Origin of the sequence: Rhizobium cauense (assembly GCF_019511525.1) — a bacterium.
Lineage (GTDB): Bacteria > Pseudomonadota > Alphaproteobacteria > Rhizobiales > Rhizobiaceae > Rhizobium > Rhizobium cauense.
In genome coordinates this window covers 76,420-95,914 of sequence record NZ_JAEUAT010000015.1, presented here as the reverse complement: position 1 = coordinate 95,914, position 19,495 = coordinate 76,420, and the positions used below count along the sequence as shown (strand labels likewise).

At 61.2% G+C, this 19,495-nt stretch carries 12 protein-coding genes; 8 read left to right on the top strand and 4 right to left on the bottom strand.

Features of this window, described 5'->3' with window-relative positions:
• Positions 1-36: 36 nt before the first annotated feature.
• Complete coding sequence (locus tag JNB88_RS24070; RefSeq protein WP_220357614.1) at positions 37-2,520, bottom strand: ATP-dependent helicase; 2,484 nt, start codon at positions 2,518-2,520, stop codon at positions 37-39.
• 321 nt (positions 2,521-2,841) lie between these two features.
• Between JNB88_RS24070 and JNB88_RS24065 the strand changes: the two genes are divergently transcribed.
• From JNB88_RS24065 to JNB88_RS24050, 4 genes are all read left to right on the top strand, one after another.
• Positions 2,842-3,999, top strand: coding sequence for an efflux RND transporter periplasmic adaptor subunit (locus JNB88_RS24065; RefSeq protein WP_220357613.1), 1,158 nt, complete (start codon positions 2,842-2,844; stop codon positions 3,997-3,999).
• The gene (locus tag JNB88_RS24060) at positions 3,996-7,151 is read left to right on the top strand and encodes an efflux RND transporter permease subunit (protein ID WP_220357612.1); all 3,156 of its coding nucleotides are present in this window, start codon (positions 3,996-3,998) and stop codon (positions 7,149-7,151) included. The genes JNB88_RS24065 and JNB88_RS24060 overlap by 4 nt, the downstream gene beginning before the upstream one ends.
• A gap of 237 nt (positions 7,152-7,388) precedes the next feature.
• Positions 7,389-8,384, top strand: coding sequence for a flagellin N-terminal helical domain-containing protein (locus JNB88_RS24055; protein WP_037129076.1), 996 nt, complete (start codon positions 7,389-7,391; stop codon positions 8,382-8,384).
• A 195-nt stretch (positions 8,385-8,579) separates the two neighbouring features.
• The gene (locus tag JNB88_RS24050; RefSeq protein WP_037129073.1) at positions 8,580-9,245 is read left to right on the top strand and encodes a YiaD family glycine zipper/OmpA-like lipoprotein; all 666 of its coding nucleotides are present in this window, start codon (positions 8,580-8,582) and stop codon (positions 9,243-9,245) included.
• Between the two features lie 51 nt (positions 9,246-9,296).
• Here JNB88_RS24050 and JNB88_RS24045 read toward each other — a convergent pair whose 3' ends face one another.
• Positions 9,297-9,704 (bottom strand): DUF2000 family protein, encoded by a 408-nt coding sequence (locus tag JNB88_RS24045; RefSeq protein WP_220357611.1) that lies wholly within the window; start codon positions 9,702-9,704, stop codon positions 9,297-9,299.
• Between the two features lie 32 nt (positions 9,705-9,736).
• Here JNB88_RS24045 and JNB88_RS24040 point away from each other — a divergent pair, with 32 nt between their 5' ends.
• Positions 9,737-10,624: an AraC family transcriptional regulator gene (locus tag JNB88_RS24040; protein ID WP_220357610.1), complete on the top strand. Its 888-nt coding sequence runs from the start codon at positions 9,737-9,739 to the stop codon at positions 10,622-10,624.
• Here JNB88_RS24040 and JNB88_RS24035 read toward each other — a convergent pair.
• On the bottom strand, positions 10,584-11,678 hold the full coding sequence (locus tag JNB88_RS24035; RefSeq protein WP_220357609.1) for an AbrB family transcriptional regulator: 1,095 nt from the start codon (positions 11,676-11,678) through the stop codon (positions 10,584-10,586). The genes JNB88_RS24040 and JNB88_RS24035 overlap by 41 nt on opposite strands.
• Before the next feature lie 326 nt (positions 11,679-12,004).
• Positions 12,005-12,907 carry a LysR family transcriptional regulator gene (locus JNB88_RS24030; RefSeq protein WP_220357608.1) on the bottom strand — a complete coding sequence of 301 codons (903 nt, stop codon included), beginning with the start codon at positions 12,905-12,907 and terminating at the stop codon, positions 12,005-12,007.
• A 94-nt stretch (positions 12,908-13,001) separates the two neighbouring features.
• Here JNB88_RS24030 and JNB88_RS24025 point away from each other — a divergent pair, with 94 nt between their 5' ends.
• The 3 genes from JNB88_RS24025 (at position 13,002) to JNB88_RS24015 (ending at position 19,483) form a co-directional block, all read left to right on the top strand.
• Entirely contained in the window at positions 13,002-14,036 is a 1,035-nt protein-coding gene (locus JNB88_RS24025; protein ID WP_220357607.1) for an aldo/keto reductase, read from the top strand.
• A gap of 106 nt (positions 14,037-14,142) precedes the next feature.
• Positions 14,143-15,555, top strand: a complete 1,413-nt coding sequence (locus JNB88_RS24020; RefSeq protein ID WP_220357606.1) for an FAD-binding oxidoreductase — start codon at positions 14,143-14,145, stop codon at positions 15,553-15,555.
• Between the two features lie 181 nt (positions 15,556-15,736).
• Positions 15,737-19,483, top strand: coding sequence for an AsmA family protein (locus JNB88_RS24015; protein ID WP_220357605.1), 3,747 nt, complete (start codon positions 15,737-15,739; stop codon positions 19,481-19,483).
• The last annotated feature ends 12 nt before the right edge of the window (positions 19,484-19,495 follow it).

Below are 19,495 nucleotides of genomic sequence, written 5' to 3'. Positions count from 1 at the left end.
CGCGCACTCGTGAAATGAACGCGTTTGCAGTCAGGTTCAGGAAACCCGCTCCACAAACCCGTCCAGCACCCGTTTCTGCCCGGCCCGGTCGAAATCGATTGTCAGCTTGTTGCCCTCGATTTCGATGATGTTGCCGTTGCCGAACTTCAGGTGGAAGACGCGGTCGCCGGTCTTGAACTTCGAGGGCTCGCTCGCCGTGGATTTCGCCACCAGTTCGCCGTCGATGGTACGGCTGCGGGGGCCGCTTTCGCCGTAGCCGATGCGCTCGACGGAATGACCCGAGCGGGTGCCCCAGTTGTCGCGGGTGGCGTCGGTCTTGTTCTGCTGCGCGCGTTTCCAGCCCGGCGTCGAATAGGAGTGGGCGGCGAAGGGGTCAGCCTTGTCGAAGCGCGACTGGCCGTAGCCGCCGCGACCATAGCCGCCGTAGCTCTGCTCGGTTTCGGCGACCTCGACGTGCGTTTCAGGCAGTTCGTCGAGGAAGCGCGACGGCATCGTCGATTGCCATAGACCGTGGATGCGTCGGTTGGAGACGAACCAGACGTGGCAGCGCCGCTTGGCGCGGGTGATGCCGACATAGGCGAGGCGCCGTTCTTCCTCGAGACCGGCACGCCCGCTCTCGTCGAGCGAACGCTGGTGCGGAAACAGGCCTTCCTCCCATCCCGGCAAGAAGACGGTATCGAACTCCAGGCCCTTGGCGGAGTGCAGGGTCATGATCGAGACGGCGTCGAGATTTTCGTTCTGCTCGGCATCCATGACCAGCGAGACGTGCTCGAGAAAACCCCGCATCGACTCGAAGCTCTCCATCGAGCGGATGAGTTCCTTCAGGTTCTCAAGACGGGTCGGCGCGTCTGCCGACTTGTCGTTCTTCCACATGTCTGTGTAGCCGGACTCCTCGAGGATCTGCTCGGCGAGCTCAGTATGCGGTGTGGTCTCCAGCATTTCCTGCCAGCGATGGAACGCATGAACGACGTCGGACAGCGCCTTGCGGGGCTTCGCTGTCAACTCTTCGGTCTCGATCATGTCGGCGGCCGCCGCCAGCTTCGGAATGTCGCGCTTGCGCGCATAGTCGTGCAGCGCACGCTCCGAAGCGCCGCCGAAGCCGCGCCTCGGAGTATTGATGATGCGCTCGAAGGCGAGATCGTCGGCAGGCTGGGCGACGAGGCGGAAATAGGCCATGGCATCGCGGATTTCGAGGCGTTCGTAGAAGCGTGGGCCGCCGATAACACGATAATTCAAGCCCAACGTGACGAAACGGTCTTCGAACTCGCGCATCTGGAAGGACGCACGCACGAGGATCGCCATGTCGTTCAGCAGGTGCCGCTTGCCGCCGGCATCGCCGCGCTGGAGCTGCTCGATCTCCTCGCCGATCGCGCGGGCTTCCTCCTCGGAATCCCAGGAGGCATGCACCTGGACCTTGATGTCCTCGGGATCCCGTCGGTCGGTGAACAGGGTCTTGCCGAGGCGGCCTTCGTTGTGAGCGATCAGATGTCCGGCGGCGCCAAGAATATGCGCCGTCGAGCGGTAGTTGCGTTCCAACTTGATGACCTTGGCGCCCGGAAAATCCTTCTCGAAGCGCAGGATGTTGTCCACTTCGGCGCCGCGCCAGCCGTAGATCGACTGGTCGTCGTCGCCGACGCAGCAGACATTCTGGGGTTCGCCCTTTGGACGTTGCGCCAGCAGGCGCAGCCACATGTACTGGGCGGTGTTGGTATCCTGATACTCGTCCACGAGAATGTAGCGAAAGCGCCCATGATACTCCTTGAGGAGATCGGGGTTCTTCCGGAAGATCGCGATCGGGTGCATCAGGAGATCGCCGAAGTCGCAGGCATTCAGCGTCGAAAGTCGCTGCTGGTAGGCAAAATAGAGTTCGCGGCCCTTGCCATTGGCAAAGGCGCGGGCGTCGCCTTCCGGAATATCCCCCGGGCCGAGGCCCTTGTTCTTCCAGGTGTCGATCATGCCGGCAAACTGCTTGGCGGGCCAGCGCTTGTCATCAAGCCCCTCGGCCTGGATCAACTGCTTGATCAGGCGGACAACGTCATCGGTGTCGAGAATGGTGAAATCGGAACGCAGGCCGACGAGTTCGGCATGGCGGCGCAGAAGCTTGACGCCGATCGAGTGAAAGGTGCCAAGCCAGGGCATGCCTTCGACGGCGCCGCCGACCAGCACGGCAATACGCTCCTTCATCTCGCGGGCAGCCTTGTTGGTGAAGGTGACGGCGAGTATCTGCGAGGGGAATGCACGGCCGGTATTGAGTATGTGGGCGATGCGGGTCGTCAGGACGCGCGTCTTTCCCGTACCCGCGCCCGCGAGCACAAGGACGGGGCCTTCCAGTGTTTCCACGGCTTCCGTCTGTTCCGGGTTCAGCCCGGCCAGGTAATCGGGGCGCTTGCCACCGTCACGGGCGGCCATTGCGCGGGCGGCGAGCCCTCCGGCGGCGGGAGCGGCAGGGGCCGGCTGCTTGCGCGGCGGCTCGCCCGGCTCTTCATCGAAGAAGGGCATATCGTCGAAACTATTGCTCATGGCGCGTAATGTAGTGATTCGGTATGGAAAGACCAGAAAAGATGTTCTGCTTTCATTCCCGTCGAGCCGCTGTCCTCAGCTTGTGCGCCCAGTCGAGGATGACAGTCGTCGTCGAAGTCGTCCCGTGACGTTTGCTGGTCGCCAGCCAAGTGGCAGCCGGTTGCTCACTTAGTCTTGATATTACAATTCAGTAATGAAGGCCCAATTCGCTTGCCGGTGATCAGCAAAGGGACAATATTGTCGCAGACGCGCGGCAATTTGTCCTGCTAACGCCTCTTTCGATCGACCCTGGACCAGCCTCGTGTCCCTCTGGAGACGTGAATGCCATTTTGGAAACAGTTCATAGCTTGCCTTGTCGTGATTGCAGCCGGCTTTGCCGGATGGGTTTTCTTTGTGCCGGGAGCTGGTGAAACGCTCCGCAAGGCCGGTTTTTCAGAGGTTTCCAAGCTGGCGCCGAGTGAGGCCGCGCAGCCGGCAGGCGAAGGCCAGTCGCGGCGCCGTGAGGGCGGCGCCAATGCGCCGATTCTAGTCGTGACGCAGGCAGTCGTTCGCGGTGTGGTCAATGATCGCTTGAGTGCCATCGGCACGGGCGATGCCATTCGCTCCGTGGTGGTGATGCCTCAGGCAAGCGGTACGATCCGCGAGATCCTGATCAAATCGGGCGACAGGATTTCCAAAGGGCAGGTTCTCGCGAGGCTCGACAGTGAAGAACAGGTCATTGCTCGCGGTCAGGCCGATGTGGCGCTGAAGAGCGCCATCGAGAAGTCCAGTCTTTACCACAATATCAAGTCCAGCGTGTCGCGCATGGATGTGTTCGACGCAGAGATCGCGGAGCAGGGCGCGCGGCTGCAGTTGCAGGCCGCCGAGCTCAATCTCGAACGCCGCAACATTGTCGCGCCGATCGATGGCATTATCGGCATCATCCCGGTCAATGTCGGCGACAACGTCTCGACGACAACACCGATCGCAACGCTCGACGACCGGACGGAGATTCTCGTCGATTACTGGGTGCCGGAGCGCTTTGCCAACACGATCACCGTGGGGCACCCCGTCGAGGCAGCGTCTGTCGCGCTGCCTGGGCGCGCCTTTTCGGGAGTGGTCGAGGCAATCGACAACCGCATCGACGCGGCAAGCCGAACGCTGCGCGTGCGGGCACGGATCGACAATGCCTCTGACGAATTGCGGGCCGGTATGTCGTTCAACGTCGGCATGAAGTTTGCGGGGGATCAGTATCCGGCGGTGGACCCGGTTTCCGTCCAGTGGGATTCGCAGGGCGCGTTCGTCTGGCACGTCATCGACGGCAAGTCCCAAAAGGTGCGCGTCAGCATCGTGCAGCGCAATCCCGACTTTATTCTCGTAAAGGCCGATCTGAAGGACGGAGACGCCATCGTCACCGAAGGGCTGCAACGCGTCAGGGAGGGTGGCACGGTGCGTGTCGCAAGCGAAGTCGCGTCGAATTCGGAGCCTGCAACCCAATGAACGTGATCGAGATGCACGAGAAGCCGGCTTCCGGCAAACAGACATTTACGGTGCTGTTTGTCCGGCGCCCGATCCTTGCGCTTGTCTTCAACACGCTGATGATCGTTGCGGGACTGGCTGCCTATGCCGGCATCGAAGTGCGCGAATTGCCTGACGTCGACCGACCCGTTGTCACCGTTCGCACCACCTTCGACGGCGCTTCGCCGCAGACGATCGATCAGGAATTGACGAAGGTCATCGAGGGAGCGGCGGCACGCGTGAGCGGCCTGAAGTCGATTTCATCGAGTTCACAGTTCGGCCAGAGCCGAGTGACGCTTGAATTTTCCGACACCGTTGACCTTGCCGTTGCCGCGAACGACGTGCGGGACGCCATCGGCCGCATTGCAGACCGTCTGCCGGAGGAGGCGGACGCGCCGCAGATCGTCAAGGCCGACTCCGACTCGCAGCCGATCATGCGCCTTGCCGTCACCTCGTCCAAACTCAACATGGATGATCTGACGCTGCTCGTTGAAAACGAAGTCACCGACCGGCTCGCCTCGGTCGACGGCGTTGCCGATGTCGAGACCTACGGCGATCAGGAAAAGGTCTTCCGCGTCGACATCAATCAGAGCGAGCTTGCAAGCCGAGGCCTGACGGTCGGGGATCTGACGAAGGCGCTTTCGAGCGCCGCTCTCGACATGCCGGCCGGATCGCTGAAGAGCCCGACGCAGACGATTGTCGTGCGCGCGATGGCCAGCCTGCAGACGCCTGAGGATTTCGCCAACGTCATCCTTCAGAACCACGTGCGCCTCGGTGACGTGGCCAACGTTACGCTCGGCCCACGCGACGGGCAGACCGCTCTGCGGTCCAACGGCGTTCCCGGTATTGGCCTCGGCATCATCCGTCAGGCGCAGTCGAACACACTCAATATCTCGAATGGCATCAAGGACGCTGTTGCCGAACTTTCAAAGACCCTTCCGGAAGGCACGCGGATCGCCATCACCAGCGATGACGCTGTCTTTATCCAGGGCGCGATTCACGAGGTTGTTCTGGCGCTGATCCTGGCGGCGGTGATCGTCACCGGCGTCATATATCTCTTTCTCAGGGACTGGCGTGCGACGATCATTCCCGCCGTCAGTATGCCGGTGGCGCTGATCGGCACGCTTGCGGCCGTCTATCTCGTCGGCTTCTCGATCAACATCCTGACCTTGCTTGCGATCGTGCTCGCAACCGGCCTCGTCGTGGACGACGCGATCGTCGTCCTTGAAAATATCGTGAGGCGGCGGGCGGAAGGCATGGGGCCGCGCGCCGCCGCCGTGCTCGGTACGCGCGAGGTTTTCTTCGCTGTCATCGCCACGACTGCGACGCTTGCCGCCGTCTTTATTCCGCTCTCCTTCCTGCCGGGGCAGGTAGGGGGATTGTTCCGCGAGTTCGGTTTCGTGCTGGCATTCTCGGTAGGCTTGTCGTCGATCGTCGCGCTGACGCTATGTCCGATGCTCGCCTCGCGAATGTTGACGAAGGATATGCCCGAGGAACACGGCATTCTCGGCCGTTTCGGAACCTGGTTCGCGGATGCATACCGTTGGTCGCTGCATGCCTGCCTGAGTGCGCCGCTTGTCGTTATCGTCTTTTCGATGGTTTTCGCCGGTGCGGCTGTCCTGGCTTTCTCGACAGTCAAGAGCGAGCTTACGCCGAACGAAGACCGTGCCTTGGTGATGATGCGCCTGACCACGCCGCAGGGCTCCAGCCTCGAATATACCCGCGACAAGCTGCAGCGGGTCGAGGAATATCTTCAGCCGCTCGTCGACAGTGGCGATATCCGCAACGTCTTTTCCATCTCGGGACAGGGCGGGCAGGTCAATAGCGGCTTCATGGTGCTGACGCTGGCCCCATGGGGCGAGCGTCAGCGCACCCAGGCCGAAATCGTTGCCGATATCAACAAGGCCGCTGGCAGGGTGCCGGCGCTGCGTGGCAACGCCATCCAGTCGAACAGCCTGCGCATCCGTGGCGCCGGCAGCGGGTTGCAGATGGCACTGGTCGGCAACGACCATGAGGCTCTGACAGCCGCAGCTGCCGAACTGGTCCAGGCGCTCGATGCAACGGGACACTATGATACGCCGCGACTGACCAACGAGCCAACACAGGCACAGGTTTCTGTCACGATCGACCGTGAGCGCGCTTCCGATCTCGGTATCGATATTACGGGCCTTTCGACTGCAATGCAGTCGTTGCTCGAAGGGCGTTCGGTCGTCGACGTCTTCGTGAAGGGTGAGTCCTATCCTGTGTTGCTCACATCGAACACGCGGCCGCTGGACGATCCGACCGATCTCGAGAACGTGTTCCTCAAGACCGGCGACGGCAAGATCGTGCCGATGTCGGTGATTGCCACTCTGACGGAGAGTTCCGTCGCACCGCAATTGAATCGCGAACAGCAACTGGCGTCAGTGGCCATCACCGCAGGTCTCAAGAACGGCGTTTCGCTCGGCGCTGCCGTCAAGGAGGTGACGGAGATCGCCAAACCGATCCTGCCTGCAGGCGCGCGGCTGGTGCCGCTCGCTGAAGCCGCAACGCTCGAAGAAAATTCCAGCGGCATGGCGCTGACCTTCGGCTTTGCCATTGTCATCATCTTCCTGGTGCTGGCGGCTCAGTTCGAGAGCGTGCTGTCGTCTGTAATCATCATGTCGACGGTGCCACTTGGGCTCGCCTGTGCGGTCTTTGCACTGATCTTGACCGGTTCGAGCCTCAATATTTACAGCCAGATCGGCCTTGTCCTGCTGGTCGGTGTCATGGCGAAGAATGGCATCCTCATCGTTGAGTTCGCAAATCAGCTCCGCGATCGGGGCGAGGATGTTCGCGCGGCGATCGAGAAGGCCTGTGCCCTGCGCCTGCGACCTGTGATGATGACGATGATCGCGACCATCCTCGGTGGCGTTCCCCTGGTCTTCGCGCATGGGGCCGGCGCAGAGGCGCGCATTGCGCTGGGCTGGGTCATCGTCGGCGGCCTTGGTTTTGCGACGCTCGTGACGCTCTACATCACGCCGGTCGCCTATTTGCTGATCGCCCGCTTCGCGAAACCGCATGCTCACGAAGAGGAACGGCTTCATGAGGAAATGGCCCATGCGATGCGTCCGCGTCCTGCTGCCAAAGCGGGACGCCTTGAGGCCGCCGAGTGACGGCAGCGTGCAAACGCTATGAGTTATAGTTTATGAGAAGTTGCAGATTTGAATGAATTTGCTCTAAACCTTAGATGTTTTTTAAGCGTAAGCGGTAATCATTCGAGCTGAGACCGATAGGTCCTCCAGCGTTTCGGAGGGCCGCTCCGGCGCCAGTCCAGGCGCTCCCGGACATGAACGTTCGCGGTACCGGTTGCTTGTATCAGTTGTGTATTGTTGTGTTCGGAGTACAGTACCTTGACGATTTACCGGCGCACCTCGGTGGATGCCGCGCTGTATGTATTGCGCGACATCGGTCGTGATATGACAAAGACCCAGAGGCAAGTTTCCACCGGTCTCAGAGTGGAGAAGGCGTCCGATAACGGCGCTTACTGGGCCATCAGTTCCACCTTGAGAAGCGATCAAAGCGCGCAGTCAGCGATCCGCGATGCTCTTGGCCTTGCCGCGGCGACGATGGGCGTTGCATACACTGCCGTCGACAGTGCGATCGATCTCGTCAGCCAAATCAAGGCGAAGCTTGTTGCCGCAACGGAATCCGGCGTCGACAAGGAGAAGGTCAACGCGGATATCGAGCAGCTCAAGGATCAGTTGCGTTCGGTGACGCAATCGGCGTCATTCAACGGTGACAACTGGGTTGCGATCGACGATTCCGACGATCCGTCCAAGCCCCGCCAGATACCGGCGTCCTTCACCCGCTTTTCCGATGGAAGCGTCCGCGTCGATACGCTCAGCTACGAAGTCGATCTGGCGCCCGTGGGCTCAACGTCCTCAAAGGACGCCCGGTACCTAGTCGATGACCGCACGACGGGATCCGGCGAATATGGCGCTCTGACTTCCCAGTATTTCGCTACCGAGGCCGGGGCCTCACAGAACTATGTCATGTTGAAGGGGGCGGGCAACTCAGCCGGGCAGGTGGAGATCGGTGTCTCCAGCAGCACGACGGAGGACGAGGTCAACGAGATGATCACCGTGGTCGATATGATGCTGAATCAGATGACAACAGTGGGTTCCGCCTTCGGCGCACTTGAAACACGCATCAGCATGCAAAGCGACTTTGCGCAGTCGCTCGATGATGCCTTCTCGCGCGGCATCAGCCGCCTCGTCGATGCCGACATGGAGGAGCAATCCAGCCGGTTGCGCGCGCTGCAGACGCAGCAGCAGCTCGGACTGCAATCACTGAACATCGCCAACGCGAGCTACGATACCGTTCGCCAGCTCTTCCAGAACCTCTGATTCGGCATCCTGTGTAATAGCGGGCGGCCAGCAATTCTGCTGGCTGTCTCCCGCGACAGGTCGTTGTTGTGGCATGCGATCCGCAGTGACTGTGCAATATCGCGATTTTCCAGTAGATGAAGCCGTCCGTTTCATCTTCTTGCCGCAATCCTTAATACTTCTCGCACCAACACCGAATTGGAGAGACGCCAGTCCATGATCAAGAAATTCATACTTCTGACCGTTGCTGCTACATACCTTAGCGCTTGCACGACTACCGACCCCTATACCGGCGAACAGAAGATGTCGAACACGTCAGGCGGTGCCCTTTTAGGTGCCGGCGTTGGCGCGCTTGCCGGCCTCGCCGTCGGCGGTTCGCCGGTCGGACGTCGAAACGCCGCGCTGATTGGTGCTGGTGTCGGTGCGCTCGCGGGCGGTGCAATCGGCAACTACATGGACCAGCAGGAATCCGAACTGCGCGCTCAGCTCCAGGGAACCGGCATTTCGGTTACCCGCCGCGGCGACAACATCATCCTGAACATGCCGTCCAACATCACATTTGACGTCGATCAGGATGCCGTGAAGGCGGGCTTCTACCCGACACTGAACTCTGTCGCGATCGTTCTGCGGAAGTTCAACCGTACGCTCATCGACGTCAACGGCCACACCGACTCCACCGGCAGCCTGCAGCACAACCAGGATCTGTCTCAGCGCCGCGCGCTGTCGGTTGCCGACTATCTCGGCAGCCAGGGTATCGATCAGCGCCGCGTTTCCGCGGTGGGCTTCGGGCCGTCGCAGCCGATCGCATCCAACGCCACGGAGGCGGGACGCGCGCAAAACCGCCGCGTCGAAATCCAGATCGCACCTGTCACGCAAAGCTGATCCGCAGCGCAGTTTACGTGAGACGGCCGGGCCAACGCCCGGCCGTTTTCGTTACTGGTGCATCGTTGCGCCTTTGGTGATCTTGTCGACGATCTTCTTGTCGGCACGGATGGCTATGCCGACCACCTTGGCGTCATCGGGTGCATATTCGGCGAAGACCGCGCGATTGGCCGCGTCGTGGCCGGTTGCAAACATTTCCTCGATGAAGAGCGAGGAGGTGACGCCGCGCTCCAGCGAGCGGCGATGGATCGTTGACATCGTCTCGCCCTCGGCGGACAGAACAATGATCGGCTGGATGGAAAGCGGGTTGTAGAGGTTGCCGGCGCGGTCCTTGTAGGATTCGCCGATGATCTCCGGGTTCTGCCCGGCAATGCCGCTCATCAGGAAGGCGGTGACGTTCAGCTTCTGCCATGATGCAAGATTGTTTCGCAGGACGATCGCAATTTTGGTATCAAACATTCCAGTCTCTTTCAGCGGGTTCGAAAGTCGCGTTGGACCAGGATGTAACCATTCACGCCTTCGAAGGTCTTGAACGTTTGTGCACGGGGCCTGGCACAGACGGGATCGTGACCGCGCCGGCCTTTCCAGGCATCGAGCGCATAGAGGCGCAATTCTCGGGCAACGCCTTCGAGCCGCATCGACATGATACCTATGCGCTCGGCGTCACGATGAAGGGCGTGCAGACTTTTTCCTATCGCGGAGAGCAGCGTTTCAGCCTGCCGGGGCAGGTGATCGTCCTTCACCCGGATGAAGAGCATGATGGGGGTGCCGGGACCGACGACGGGCTGCAGTATCGAATGCTGTATCTGGAGCCGGCGTTGCTGCTCGAGTGCCTGGAGAGGGAGAAGATCGGGCTTCCGTTTGTTGATCAACCGGTAATCGGTGACCCTGTTCTGGCGGGAACGTTGCTCGCAGCGCTTGGCGAACTGGATCGCGAGCTTGACGAACTCTTCGTCGATGATTTTGTCTCGCGTGTTGCGGGAGGGCTTGCGAAGCATGCAAAGACGCCGCAGCGTCCGCTCGGTAGCGTGGCGTGGCAGCGCGCAAGACTGGCGCGGGACTATCTCGAAGCACATGCAACGCAAGCCGTCCGATCAGGCGAGCTGGAGGTTGTCACCGGCCTCGACCGCTTTTCGCTCGCGCGGCACTTCCGGGCCGCCTTTGCAACGAGCCCGCATCGCTATCTCCTCATGCGGCGCCTGCAGCAGGCGCGCGCCATGATTGGTGCGGGCGAGGGGCTTTCGGATGTTGCTGCTGCGACTGGCTTTGCCGACCAAAGCCATCTGACGCGCCATTTCAAGAAGGCGTACGGTATGACGCCCGGCCAGTGGGCGGGACTCAGACGGGCTTCTCCGACAGCCCTGAGCGGCGGCCGATAAAGCGCGCCAGCATTGGGCCGGTGAACAGGATTACCAGGAAGCGGCCGGTTTGCATCGCCATCACGAATGGCACGTCGACGTTGCTTGACGCGGCGATGATGGCCACGGAATCGGCGCCGCCAGGACTGGTGGCAAGGTAGGCCGTGAGCGGATCGACACCGGCGAACTTGTGCAGGGCAAAGGCCATGCAGCCGCAGATCGACATCAAGAGCAGGATCGAGGCGGCGACGCGAGGCAGGGCGCGCGCGGCGTGTATGACGATGGCACGGGTAAAGCGCAGCCCGATGCTCCAGCCGATCAGGGCGTAGCTGATTGCGAGGAGCCAAAGCGGAAGCTCGATCGTGAGCAGGCCGAAGCCCTGCAGCACCGAGCCAAGTACCAATGGCACGATAATGGTGCCACCCTGAATGCGAAGACGCACTGCCACATAGGCTGACAGGCAGGTGAGCGCGACCGTGGCGGCAAGTGCTGGCCAGTCAACCGGTGGGAAGAGGATAAAGGCCGGCGGTTCGCCGCCATCTGCGGCCACCCATAGGCGCGAGACCACTGAGGCCGCGACAGCGACGAAGACCACCCTGAGATATTGCATGAAAGCAACGAGGCGAGCGTCGGCGCCGTAGGCTTCCGACATGATGACCATCGCGGACGCTGCACCCGGGGACGAGCCCCACACCGCCGTCGTTCCGGGCAGGACCTGCCAGCGCGTCAGCAGCCAGCCAAGACCGGCCGCGGCGACAATGACGGACAGGATCATCGCGAGAAGAAGCGGCGCGTCGACTGCCATCGTTTTCAGAATGTCGACGGTGATGGCTCGCGCCATCAGGAACCCGACGAGCGCTTGCCCGAAGAAGAGGGGCCATCGTGGAACGCGAAGGGATCCCTGGCCGATCGACAGCGCGAGGATGATCGCTGCCACCATTGGCCCGATGAGCAGGGAGGCCGGCAGGCCAAGCATTTCGAGCCCGACGACGAGCAGGGTCGATATGCCGAGCAACAAAGCCCACCGGGGGAGGTTGGCATATCGAAGGAAGCGGCTGGAGTCGTACAACGGCATGGTCCAGTGCATGTCTTGCCAATGCTGGAACCGCGATCGAGACGAAGCAGGGGAGCCGCACTGGCTGGCAAAAAGGCCGGCCGGAGACGCCGGAGAACACTGCGTCGATATAGGCGCCAGCGATGGAGGGGGTCAATTGCGAAATCCTGTAGATCTCGCAAGCCTTAGAGCCTTTCAGAGTTAAACTTAAGCGTTCGGCCGGGCATCTTTTCGCCAGGATCAGAGGTGATCGGCTCGGACATACGCCCGGGTATGCCCTTCGCCGATCGCCTCTGCCCTGACGCAAACCTGCTCCGGCAGAACGCTCAATTTAACTCTGAAAGGCTCTAAAGGGTGACGTGCTCCGCCAGATAGTCGAGCAGAGCCCGTACGCGAGCCGGCAAAGGACCACCCTGGCCGATATAGACAGCGTAGAATTCTTCGATATCACCGGGGTTGAGGTCTTCGAGGACCGGCACGAGCCGACCTGCCTCGATATCCGCGCGGACGGTGAAGGTGGCAAGGCGGGCAAGGCCCGCGCCGGACACGGCCATATATCGCATTGCTTCGCCGTCACCCACCTGAACGCCTGGCGTGATCGGCAGGGTTACGGTTTCTCCATCCTGAAGAAGCGGCCAGCCCTGCACGCTGCGTGCATATGAAAAGCCGATGCGGCGGTGATGCTTCAGGTCCACAACGGATTTTGGCTCGCCGGTGCGCTTCAGATAGGCCGGCGACGCCACGATGACCTTCCGCGTGGTCCCGAGTTTGCGGGCAATCAGACTGGAGCTCTTCAGCGGCCCGGCGCGGATTGCGACGTCGGCCCGGTCTTCCACGAGATCGACAATCGCGTCCGTATGCGAGATGTCGAGGGTGACGGCGGGATGGAGCGCGAGAAAATCGGATATCAGCGGCGACAGGATGTGGTGACCGAAGGAGGCGCTAGTGTTGACGCGGATCGGACCTGCGGCCTGTTCTCCTGCGGATGCGTATCGCTCTGCCTCGGCAATATCGGCCAGAATGGATACGCTGCGCTCATAGAAGGCGCAGCCTTCCGACGTCAGTTGCAGCTTGCGGGTCGAACGGTTGACGAGGCGTGCGCCGAGACGTGCCTCAAGCCGCGCTACGAGCTTGCTGACGGCGGACGGTGTCATGCGGCAGGCGCGTGCGGCGGCGGTGAAGCCGCCGAGTTCGACGGCACGCACGAAGACTTCCATTTCGCCCGAGCGATTGATGTCCTGTCTGCTCATGATGACTTAAATTCATGAATGGTTTTCCTTTCGGCAATCTATATCACAGAAAAGACAGTGTCTATCTCTTGCATGGAACAACAGGAGACAGGTCATGGAATACAGAAATCTCGGCGCATCCGGCCTCAGGGTGCCGGTCTTGAGTTTCGGCGCAGGAACGTTCGGAGGCTCAGGTCCGCTCTTCGGGGCATGGGGCAATACCAATGCCGCTGAAGCCCGGCGCCTGATCGACATCTCGGTGGAGGCCGGCGTCAATCTGTTCGACACGGCCGATGTCTATTCGGCTGGTGCTTCGGAGGAGGTTCTTGGCCAGGCGATCGCGGGGCGGCGCGATGCCGTACTGATCTCGACCAAGATCGCGTTGCCGATGGGCGACGGTCCCGCGGATTGGGGAACGTCACGCGCGCGTCTCATTCGCTCAACGGACGACGCATTGAAGCGGCTGGGTACAGACTATATCGACCTGCTGCAGTTGCATGCCTTCGATGCCTCGACGCCCATCGAAGAGGTGCTGGCGACGCTGGACGGGCTGATCGCCGCAGGAAAAATCCGCTATGTCGGCGTTTCCAATTTTGCCGGATGGCAGCTGATGAAGTCGCTCGGGATCGCGGAGCGGCATGGCCACCCGCGCTACGTCGCGCATCAGGTCTACTACTCTCTTGCCGGACGCGACTACGAATGGGAACTGATGCCGCTCGCCGCCGACCAGGGCGTCGGCGCGCTGGTCTGGAGCCCGCTTGCCTGGGGTCGTCTCACCGGCAAGATCCGGCGCGGTCAACCGCTGCCGGAGGGAAGCCGCCTGCACCAGACGGCTGAGTACGGGCCGCCTGTCGATGACAACAAGCTTTACGATATCGTCGATGCGCTGTTCGAGATTTCCGAAGAGACGGGCAAGACCGTTCCGCAGATCGCGCTCAACTGGCTGATCGGCCGCCCAACTGTTTCAAGCGTCATTATCGGCGCGCGGAACGAGGAGCAACTGCGGCAAAACCTCGGTGCCGTTGGCTGGTCGTTGTCGAAGGAACAGGTGGAGAAACTCGATAAGGCGAGTGCCGTGACCGCGCCCTATCCATACGTTCCATACCGCAGGCAGGAGGCCTTCGCGCGCCTCAACCCGTCGTTGGTTTAAGGGGTTCAGCAGGGGACTGTTCTCCCCAATCTTGCACTAGACAGGCGCCGTCTCTTGTCTCATACCAACCTGCCTCCCGGCAGTGAAGGTGAAGGGGATCAAAGAGATGGCGCTCAAAGACGCAAAGACCGGAGCACGAAACGAGGCTGGCATCGTCGCTGCGCTCGGCGTCCTGAAGCAGAGCTTCGGCGAGCGCTTCCAGACTGGTCAAGCCTTTCGCGAACAGCACGCGCACACCACCACCTACATTCCGGCGCAATTGCCCGACGGCGTGCTTTTTGCCGAAAGCAGCGACGATGTGAAGGTCGCCGTGCGGATATGCGCCGAGCACAAGGTGCCCGTGATCGGCTTCGGAACCGGCTCGTCACTTGAGGGCCAGGTCAATGCACCCAATGGCGGCATATCGATCGATTTCAGCCGGATGAATCGGATTCTTGAAGTCAATGCTGAGGATCTCGACTGCACCGTCGAGCCGGGTGTGACGCGCGAGGAGCTGAACACGTATCTTCGCGATACCGGTCTGTTCTTCCCGATAGATCCAGGGGCGAATGCCTCGATCGGCGGCATGACCTCCACGCGCGCCTCGGGGACGAATGCCGTGCGCTACGGCACAATGAAGGACAACGTGCTTGCCGTCACTGCGGTCACGGCAAACGGAGAGGAGATCCGCACTGCCAGACGCGCGCGAAAGTCATCCGCCGGTTACGATATGACCCGGCTTTTCGTCGGGGCGGAAGGCACGCTTGGTATATTGACTTCAGTGACGCTGCGGCTGCAGGGGATCCCGCAGAAGATCGGCGGTGGCGTCTGTGCGTTTCCAACCGTTCGCGCTGCCTGTGATGCAGTTATCATGACCATTCAGATGGGCATTCCCGTTGCCCGCATCGAACTTCTCGATGCACTGCAAATCCGCGCCTGCAACGCTTATTCAAAGCTGAACTACGAGGAAAAGCCGACGCTCTTCCTCGAGTTTCACGGAACCGATGAAACCGTTGCATTGCAGTCGGAGCAGTTTGCAGAGATCGCCTCGGAATGTGGCGGCGGAGAGTTCTCGTGGACAGTCAACGCTGAGGAGCGCAGCAAGCTCTGGAAGGCGCGGCACGACGCGTATTGGGCGTCGCGCGCATTGGCGCCTGAGATGGCTGCGCTGTCGACCGACGTTTGCGTGCCGATTTCCCGTCTTGCCGACTGCATTGGCGAGACGCAGGCCGACATTGAGGAGCACGGTCTCCTGGCGATGATTGTCGGTCATGCGGGCGACGGGAATTTTCATGTGCTCCTGTTGTTCGACGACAAGACGGCGGAAGGCATTGCTGTCGCTGAAGCTTTTGTCGGTCGACTAAACGCTCGCGCACTGGCAATGGACGGCACGTGCACTGGCGAACACGGGATCGGCCAGGGCAAGATGGCATTCCTCGAGGAAGAGCTCGGCGGCACCGTCGAGCTGATGCGGCAGGTCAAGAAAGCGCTCGATCCGGATGATATTTTCAATCCAGGCAAGATATTCCACCGCGCCTGAAATTGGATTCCGTTGGGTCTGCGGTTGACCGAGATCGGGGCAGCGGAAGATTAATTGGCGATCAGGCGAAATCATCTCCAAATCAAGTAAATAGAGCATGATGTTGCCCGAAAGCTGCTTCACAGCTTTCGGTATCATGTTCTAGTGTCCGCGATGGATTCCCGAATGGAGAATTGTTGAGTTGGTAGGCCGGTTCCTCGTCTTTTTGGGCGGTGTGGTTGTCGTGGCGCTGTTCGTGGCGCTGCTGGCGCCGCTGTTTATTGACTGGACCGACTTTCGAAGGAATTTCGAGGACCAGGCGAGCCGGATCATCGGCAAGAAGGTCGTCGTCCATGGGGCCGTGGACGCGCGCCTGCTGCCGTTTCCGTCGGTGACACTCCACGACGTGCGCGTCGGTCAGGAGCTTGACGGGTCGCCCATCGTGCAGGTCGAGCAGTTCTCCATGGACGCGGAACTTGCGCCTTTCCTGTCGGGCGAAGCGCTGATCTTCGACATGCGCGTGGTCAACCCGAAGGTGAAGCTGCGACTGCTGAAGGACGGCACCCTGGACTGGACCCGCGGAAGCCAACCTGAAATTCCGGCCAAGACTGTCGTTCTCGAAAACGTTCATGTCAGCGGCGGCGATGTCCAGTTCATAGACGATCAGTCGGGACGGTCGCGGCACATTACGGGTCTCAATGCCGAAATGTCGGCAAAGTCGCTCGCTGGTCCGTGGCGGATCGAAGGCGATGCGGCTCTGGATGGCGAGCATGGCAGCTTCACCATCGCCAGCAACCAACCCGACGAGAACGGCATCCTGAGGATGCGCACGCGCCTGCAGCCTGACAGGCAACCGGTCACGGTTGATCTCGACGGCGAGCTGAAGCTCGTTGACCGCAGACCGAACTATCAGGGAACGGTGTCGGCATCGATCGAGAACCGCAACGGCAAGAAGGCCGACAAGGCTGACGTGCCTCCGCGTTTGAAGGGGAAGTTCGAACTTACCAACGACAGCATCCGGATACCGGAGTATCGTCTGGAGGTCGGAGCTGTGGACGATCCGTACGTCGTCACGGGCGAGGCGACGCTGGACACCGGAAGCAAGCCACAATTCCTGCTGATTGCGAACGGCCAGCAGATCGACGTCAATCGCATCGGCAATCAGGGCGCCAACGGCAAGACCACGCGTGATCCCGGTTTGTCGGCGCGCCAGCGCTTGAACGCCCTTATTCAGATCGTTTCGCAGGTGCCGGTTCCGCAGGTGCCCGGGAAGGCGAGCGTTCGATTGCCGGCAATCGTCGCGGGAGACACGACGATCCGTGACATCCAGCTCGATGTCCAGCCTGCCGGCAAGGGCTGGACGATTGACAACTTCGTGGGCACACTCCCGGGCCGTACGCAGGTTGAGGGGCAGGGCAGCCTCAAACTTCAGGGGCAGCCGTCCTTCGACGGACAGATCACCGTGGCATCCAACCAGCCTACCGGGCTTGCCGCCTGGCTTGCCGGTTCCGTCGATCCAGCGCTCCGGCAACTGCGGCAGGCCGGCTTTTCGGCCGATGTCAGCCTTACCCATGATCGACAGACTTTCAACAATCTGGAGATCGCTGTCGGCCAGGCGACGCTCAAGGGGCGGCTGGAGCGCCAATCGGTCGTCAACCAGACACCGACGCTGGACGTGGCGCTTGCCGGCGATGCGCTGGATCTCGATGCGCTGCGCGCGCTGACCGGATTGTTTACCGGCCAGGACGCGGGCGACAACGTGCTCGATCACAAGATCAACGCGCAACTGAAGGCAGACAAGTTCACAGCCTTTGGCGTCGAAGCGGCTGATGTGGAAACAAGCTTTGCGATTGCCGATGGGGCTCTCGCGTTCCAGACGCTTTCCGTCAAGAACCTGGCAGGCGCCGAAGTGACCGCGACCGGTCGCGTCGAGGGATCTCTCCTCGACTACAAGGGGTCTGGAGAAATCACCTTCAAATCGGCCGATCCGGGCTCATTCTTTACGATGCTCAAGCAGCATCTGCCGCAGCATCCGGTTATGGATCGGCTCGTTCGCAACGCCGCATGGTACACGAACACGGCGCTGCGCGGAGCGTTGACGCTTGGAGGGGAAGGGGGCGACGGTCTGACCCTGACGTTAGCTGGAGTGAGCAACGGCAGCCGCGTCAACCTTGACTATCGCATGTCGGATCTGCTGGCGCTGACGGGCAAGGGAACGACGAGCCTCGAAGCGACACTGGAGAACAGCGTCACCTCCATCCTGTTCGGGCAGGCCGGCCTCGATCCTCTGCCGGTGGATGCCGACGCGAACGGGCGCCTGACACTCAAGGTGCAGGCCGAAGGTACGGATCCTGCCGACGCGCAGCTAACGTTTGCGACCGACCGCACCTCGTTTACGGCCGCGGGCAAGGTTGACGTTCGCCCGCAAGCCTTCATGAACGGACAGCTTGCGGTGTCCCTGGAGAGCGCCGACCTTGATCCGTATCTTGTCATGAACGGCATCGCGATCCCGCAGATGGGGACGGGCCTGCCGTTCAAGCTGACCACGAACGCAACGATCGATGGCGAAAAGATCGCTTTGGCCGACATCGCAGGACATGCCGCCGACAATGAGTTCAGCGGTGCACTGACGGTCGACCGCAAGGCCGAAACAACGACGGCCACAGGCGATATGACGCTCTCCAAGGTAGACGCCGCATGGCTTGGCGAGGCCGTCTACGGGCCGATGACGGATGCGGCAACCGGTGATCTGTCGGGCGGAGCGCTCGGGCTTCCCGTGTTCAAGGACATGAACGTCAATCTCAAGCTCTCCGTCAAGCAATTCTGGCCGGGCTGGTCGGGTGCAGTCTCGGACTTCTCGTCTGCTGTCGTCTACAAAGGCGACGAACTGCAGCTGAATGACATGAAGGGCGGCTGGGATGGCGGTACCTTCAATGGCAACTTGCTTCTCACCAATGCCGATGGGACTGGATTCCTCCAGACGAAGCTCGCCATGGCGGATGCGGACTTGGCCGGCGTCGTATGGACACGCGACGGAGCGCCTGTCGCAAATGGCAAGTTCGGGCTGGCGCTTTCCATGGAAGCGTCCGGCAAGTCGATGAAGGATATCGTCGGTTCGCTCAACGGTTCCGGCGAAATGCGGCTCGGCGATACAAGCGTTCGCGGGCTCAATCTTGGCATGCTGGCGCCATTGCTGGCTGCGACCGACCCCATGGAAGACCAGCTGAATGCTGGTAAGGTTCATCCGATCGTCGAGACCTTGCTCAACAACGGCGAGGCGAAGCTGCCGCCGACCGCCGTTCCGTTTAACGTGACGGATGGTGTTCTGCGTTTTCAAAACGTCAGTGCGACGACCGATCAGGCCAAGGTTGTCGGTAACGGCCAGATTGATCTACCACAGGAGCGCATCAACGCATCGTTGAACATCGCCCTCAATCCCGGCGGCGACGTGCTTCCGGGCGCGGAGCCCGCGGTACGCCTCGACTTTTCAGGGCTGCTTGCGTCGCCGGGTCGAACCATGGACGTTACCGACATCACCGGCTTCCTATCGTTGCGGGCTTTCGAACGTGAACGTCGACGGGTCGAGCGGCTGCAGTCGAACGTACTGGAAAAGCAACGGCTGCGCCGCGAAGTCGCGCTCTACAAGTTCAACGATGCCGAGCGACAAAAGGCTGCTGCCTTCGAAGCGCAGCGGCAGGCCGAAGAGCAACGTTTGAGGGCTCTGGCAGCGCAGGCCGAGCGCGACAGGCAGGCGGCTGAAGCAAAGGCGAGGGCTGAGGCAGAAGCTCAAGCGAAAGCCGCGGCGGAGGCACGTGCAAAGGCCGCAGCGGATGATGCTCGCGCCGCCGAGGCCGCACGGCGGGCCCAGGAGCAGCTTGCCGTGCCGCCTGAGAACTCGCTCAATTTCCAGACGATACCGGGACTGCCGGGTGTGCAGATACCGCAATAGCGCCGACGTCGA

Coding starts and splice junctions, on each gene's coding strand:
- JNB88_RS24025 (WP_220357607.1), top strand. CDS start 13,002: ATGGAATACAGAAATCTCGGCGCATCCGGCCTCAGGGTGCCGGTCTTG.
- JNB88_RS24065 (WP_220357613.1), top strand. CDS start 2,842: ATGCCATTTTGGAAACAGTTCATAGCTTGCCTTGTCGTGATTGCAGCC.
- JNB88_RS24045 (WP_220357611.1), bottom strand. CDS start 9,704: ATGTTTGATACCAAAATTGCGATCGTCCTGCGAAACAATCTTGCATCA.
- JNB88_RS24030 (WP_220357608.1), bottom strand. CDS start 12,907: ATGAGCAGACAGGACATCAATCGCTCGGGCGAAATGGAAGTCTTCGTG.
- JNB88_RS24050 (WP_037129073.1), top strand. CDS start 8,580: ATGATCAAGAAATTCATACTTCTGACCGTTGCTGCTACATACCTTAGC.
- JNB88_RS24070 (WP_220357614.1), bottom strand. CDS start 2,520: ATGAGCAATAGTTTCGACGATATGCCCTTCTTCGATGAAGAGCCGGGC.
- JNB88_RS24060 (WP_220357612.1), top strand. CDS start 3,996: ATGAACGTGATCGAGATGCACGAGAAGCCGGCTTCCGGCAAACAGACA.
- JNB88_RS24035 (WP_220357609.1), bottom strand. CDS start 11,678: ATGCCGTTGTACGACTCCAGCCGCTTCCTTCGATATGCCAACCTCCCC.
- JNB88_RS24020 (WP_220357606.1), top strand. CDS start 14,143: ATGGCGCTCAAAGACGCAAAGACCGGAGCACGAAACGAGGCTGGCATC.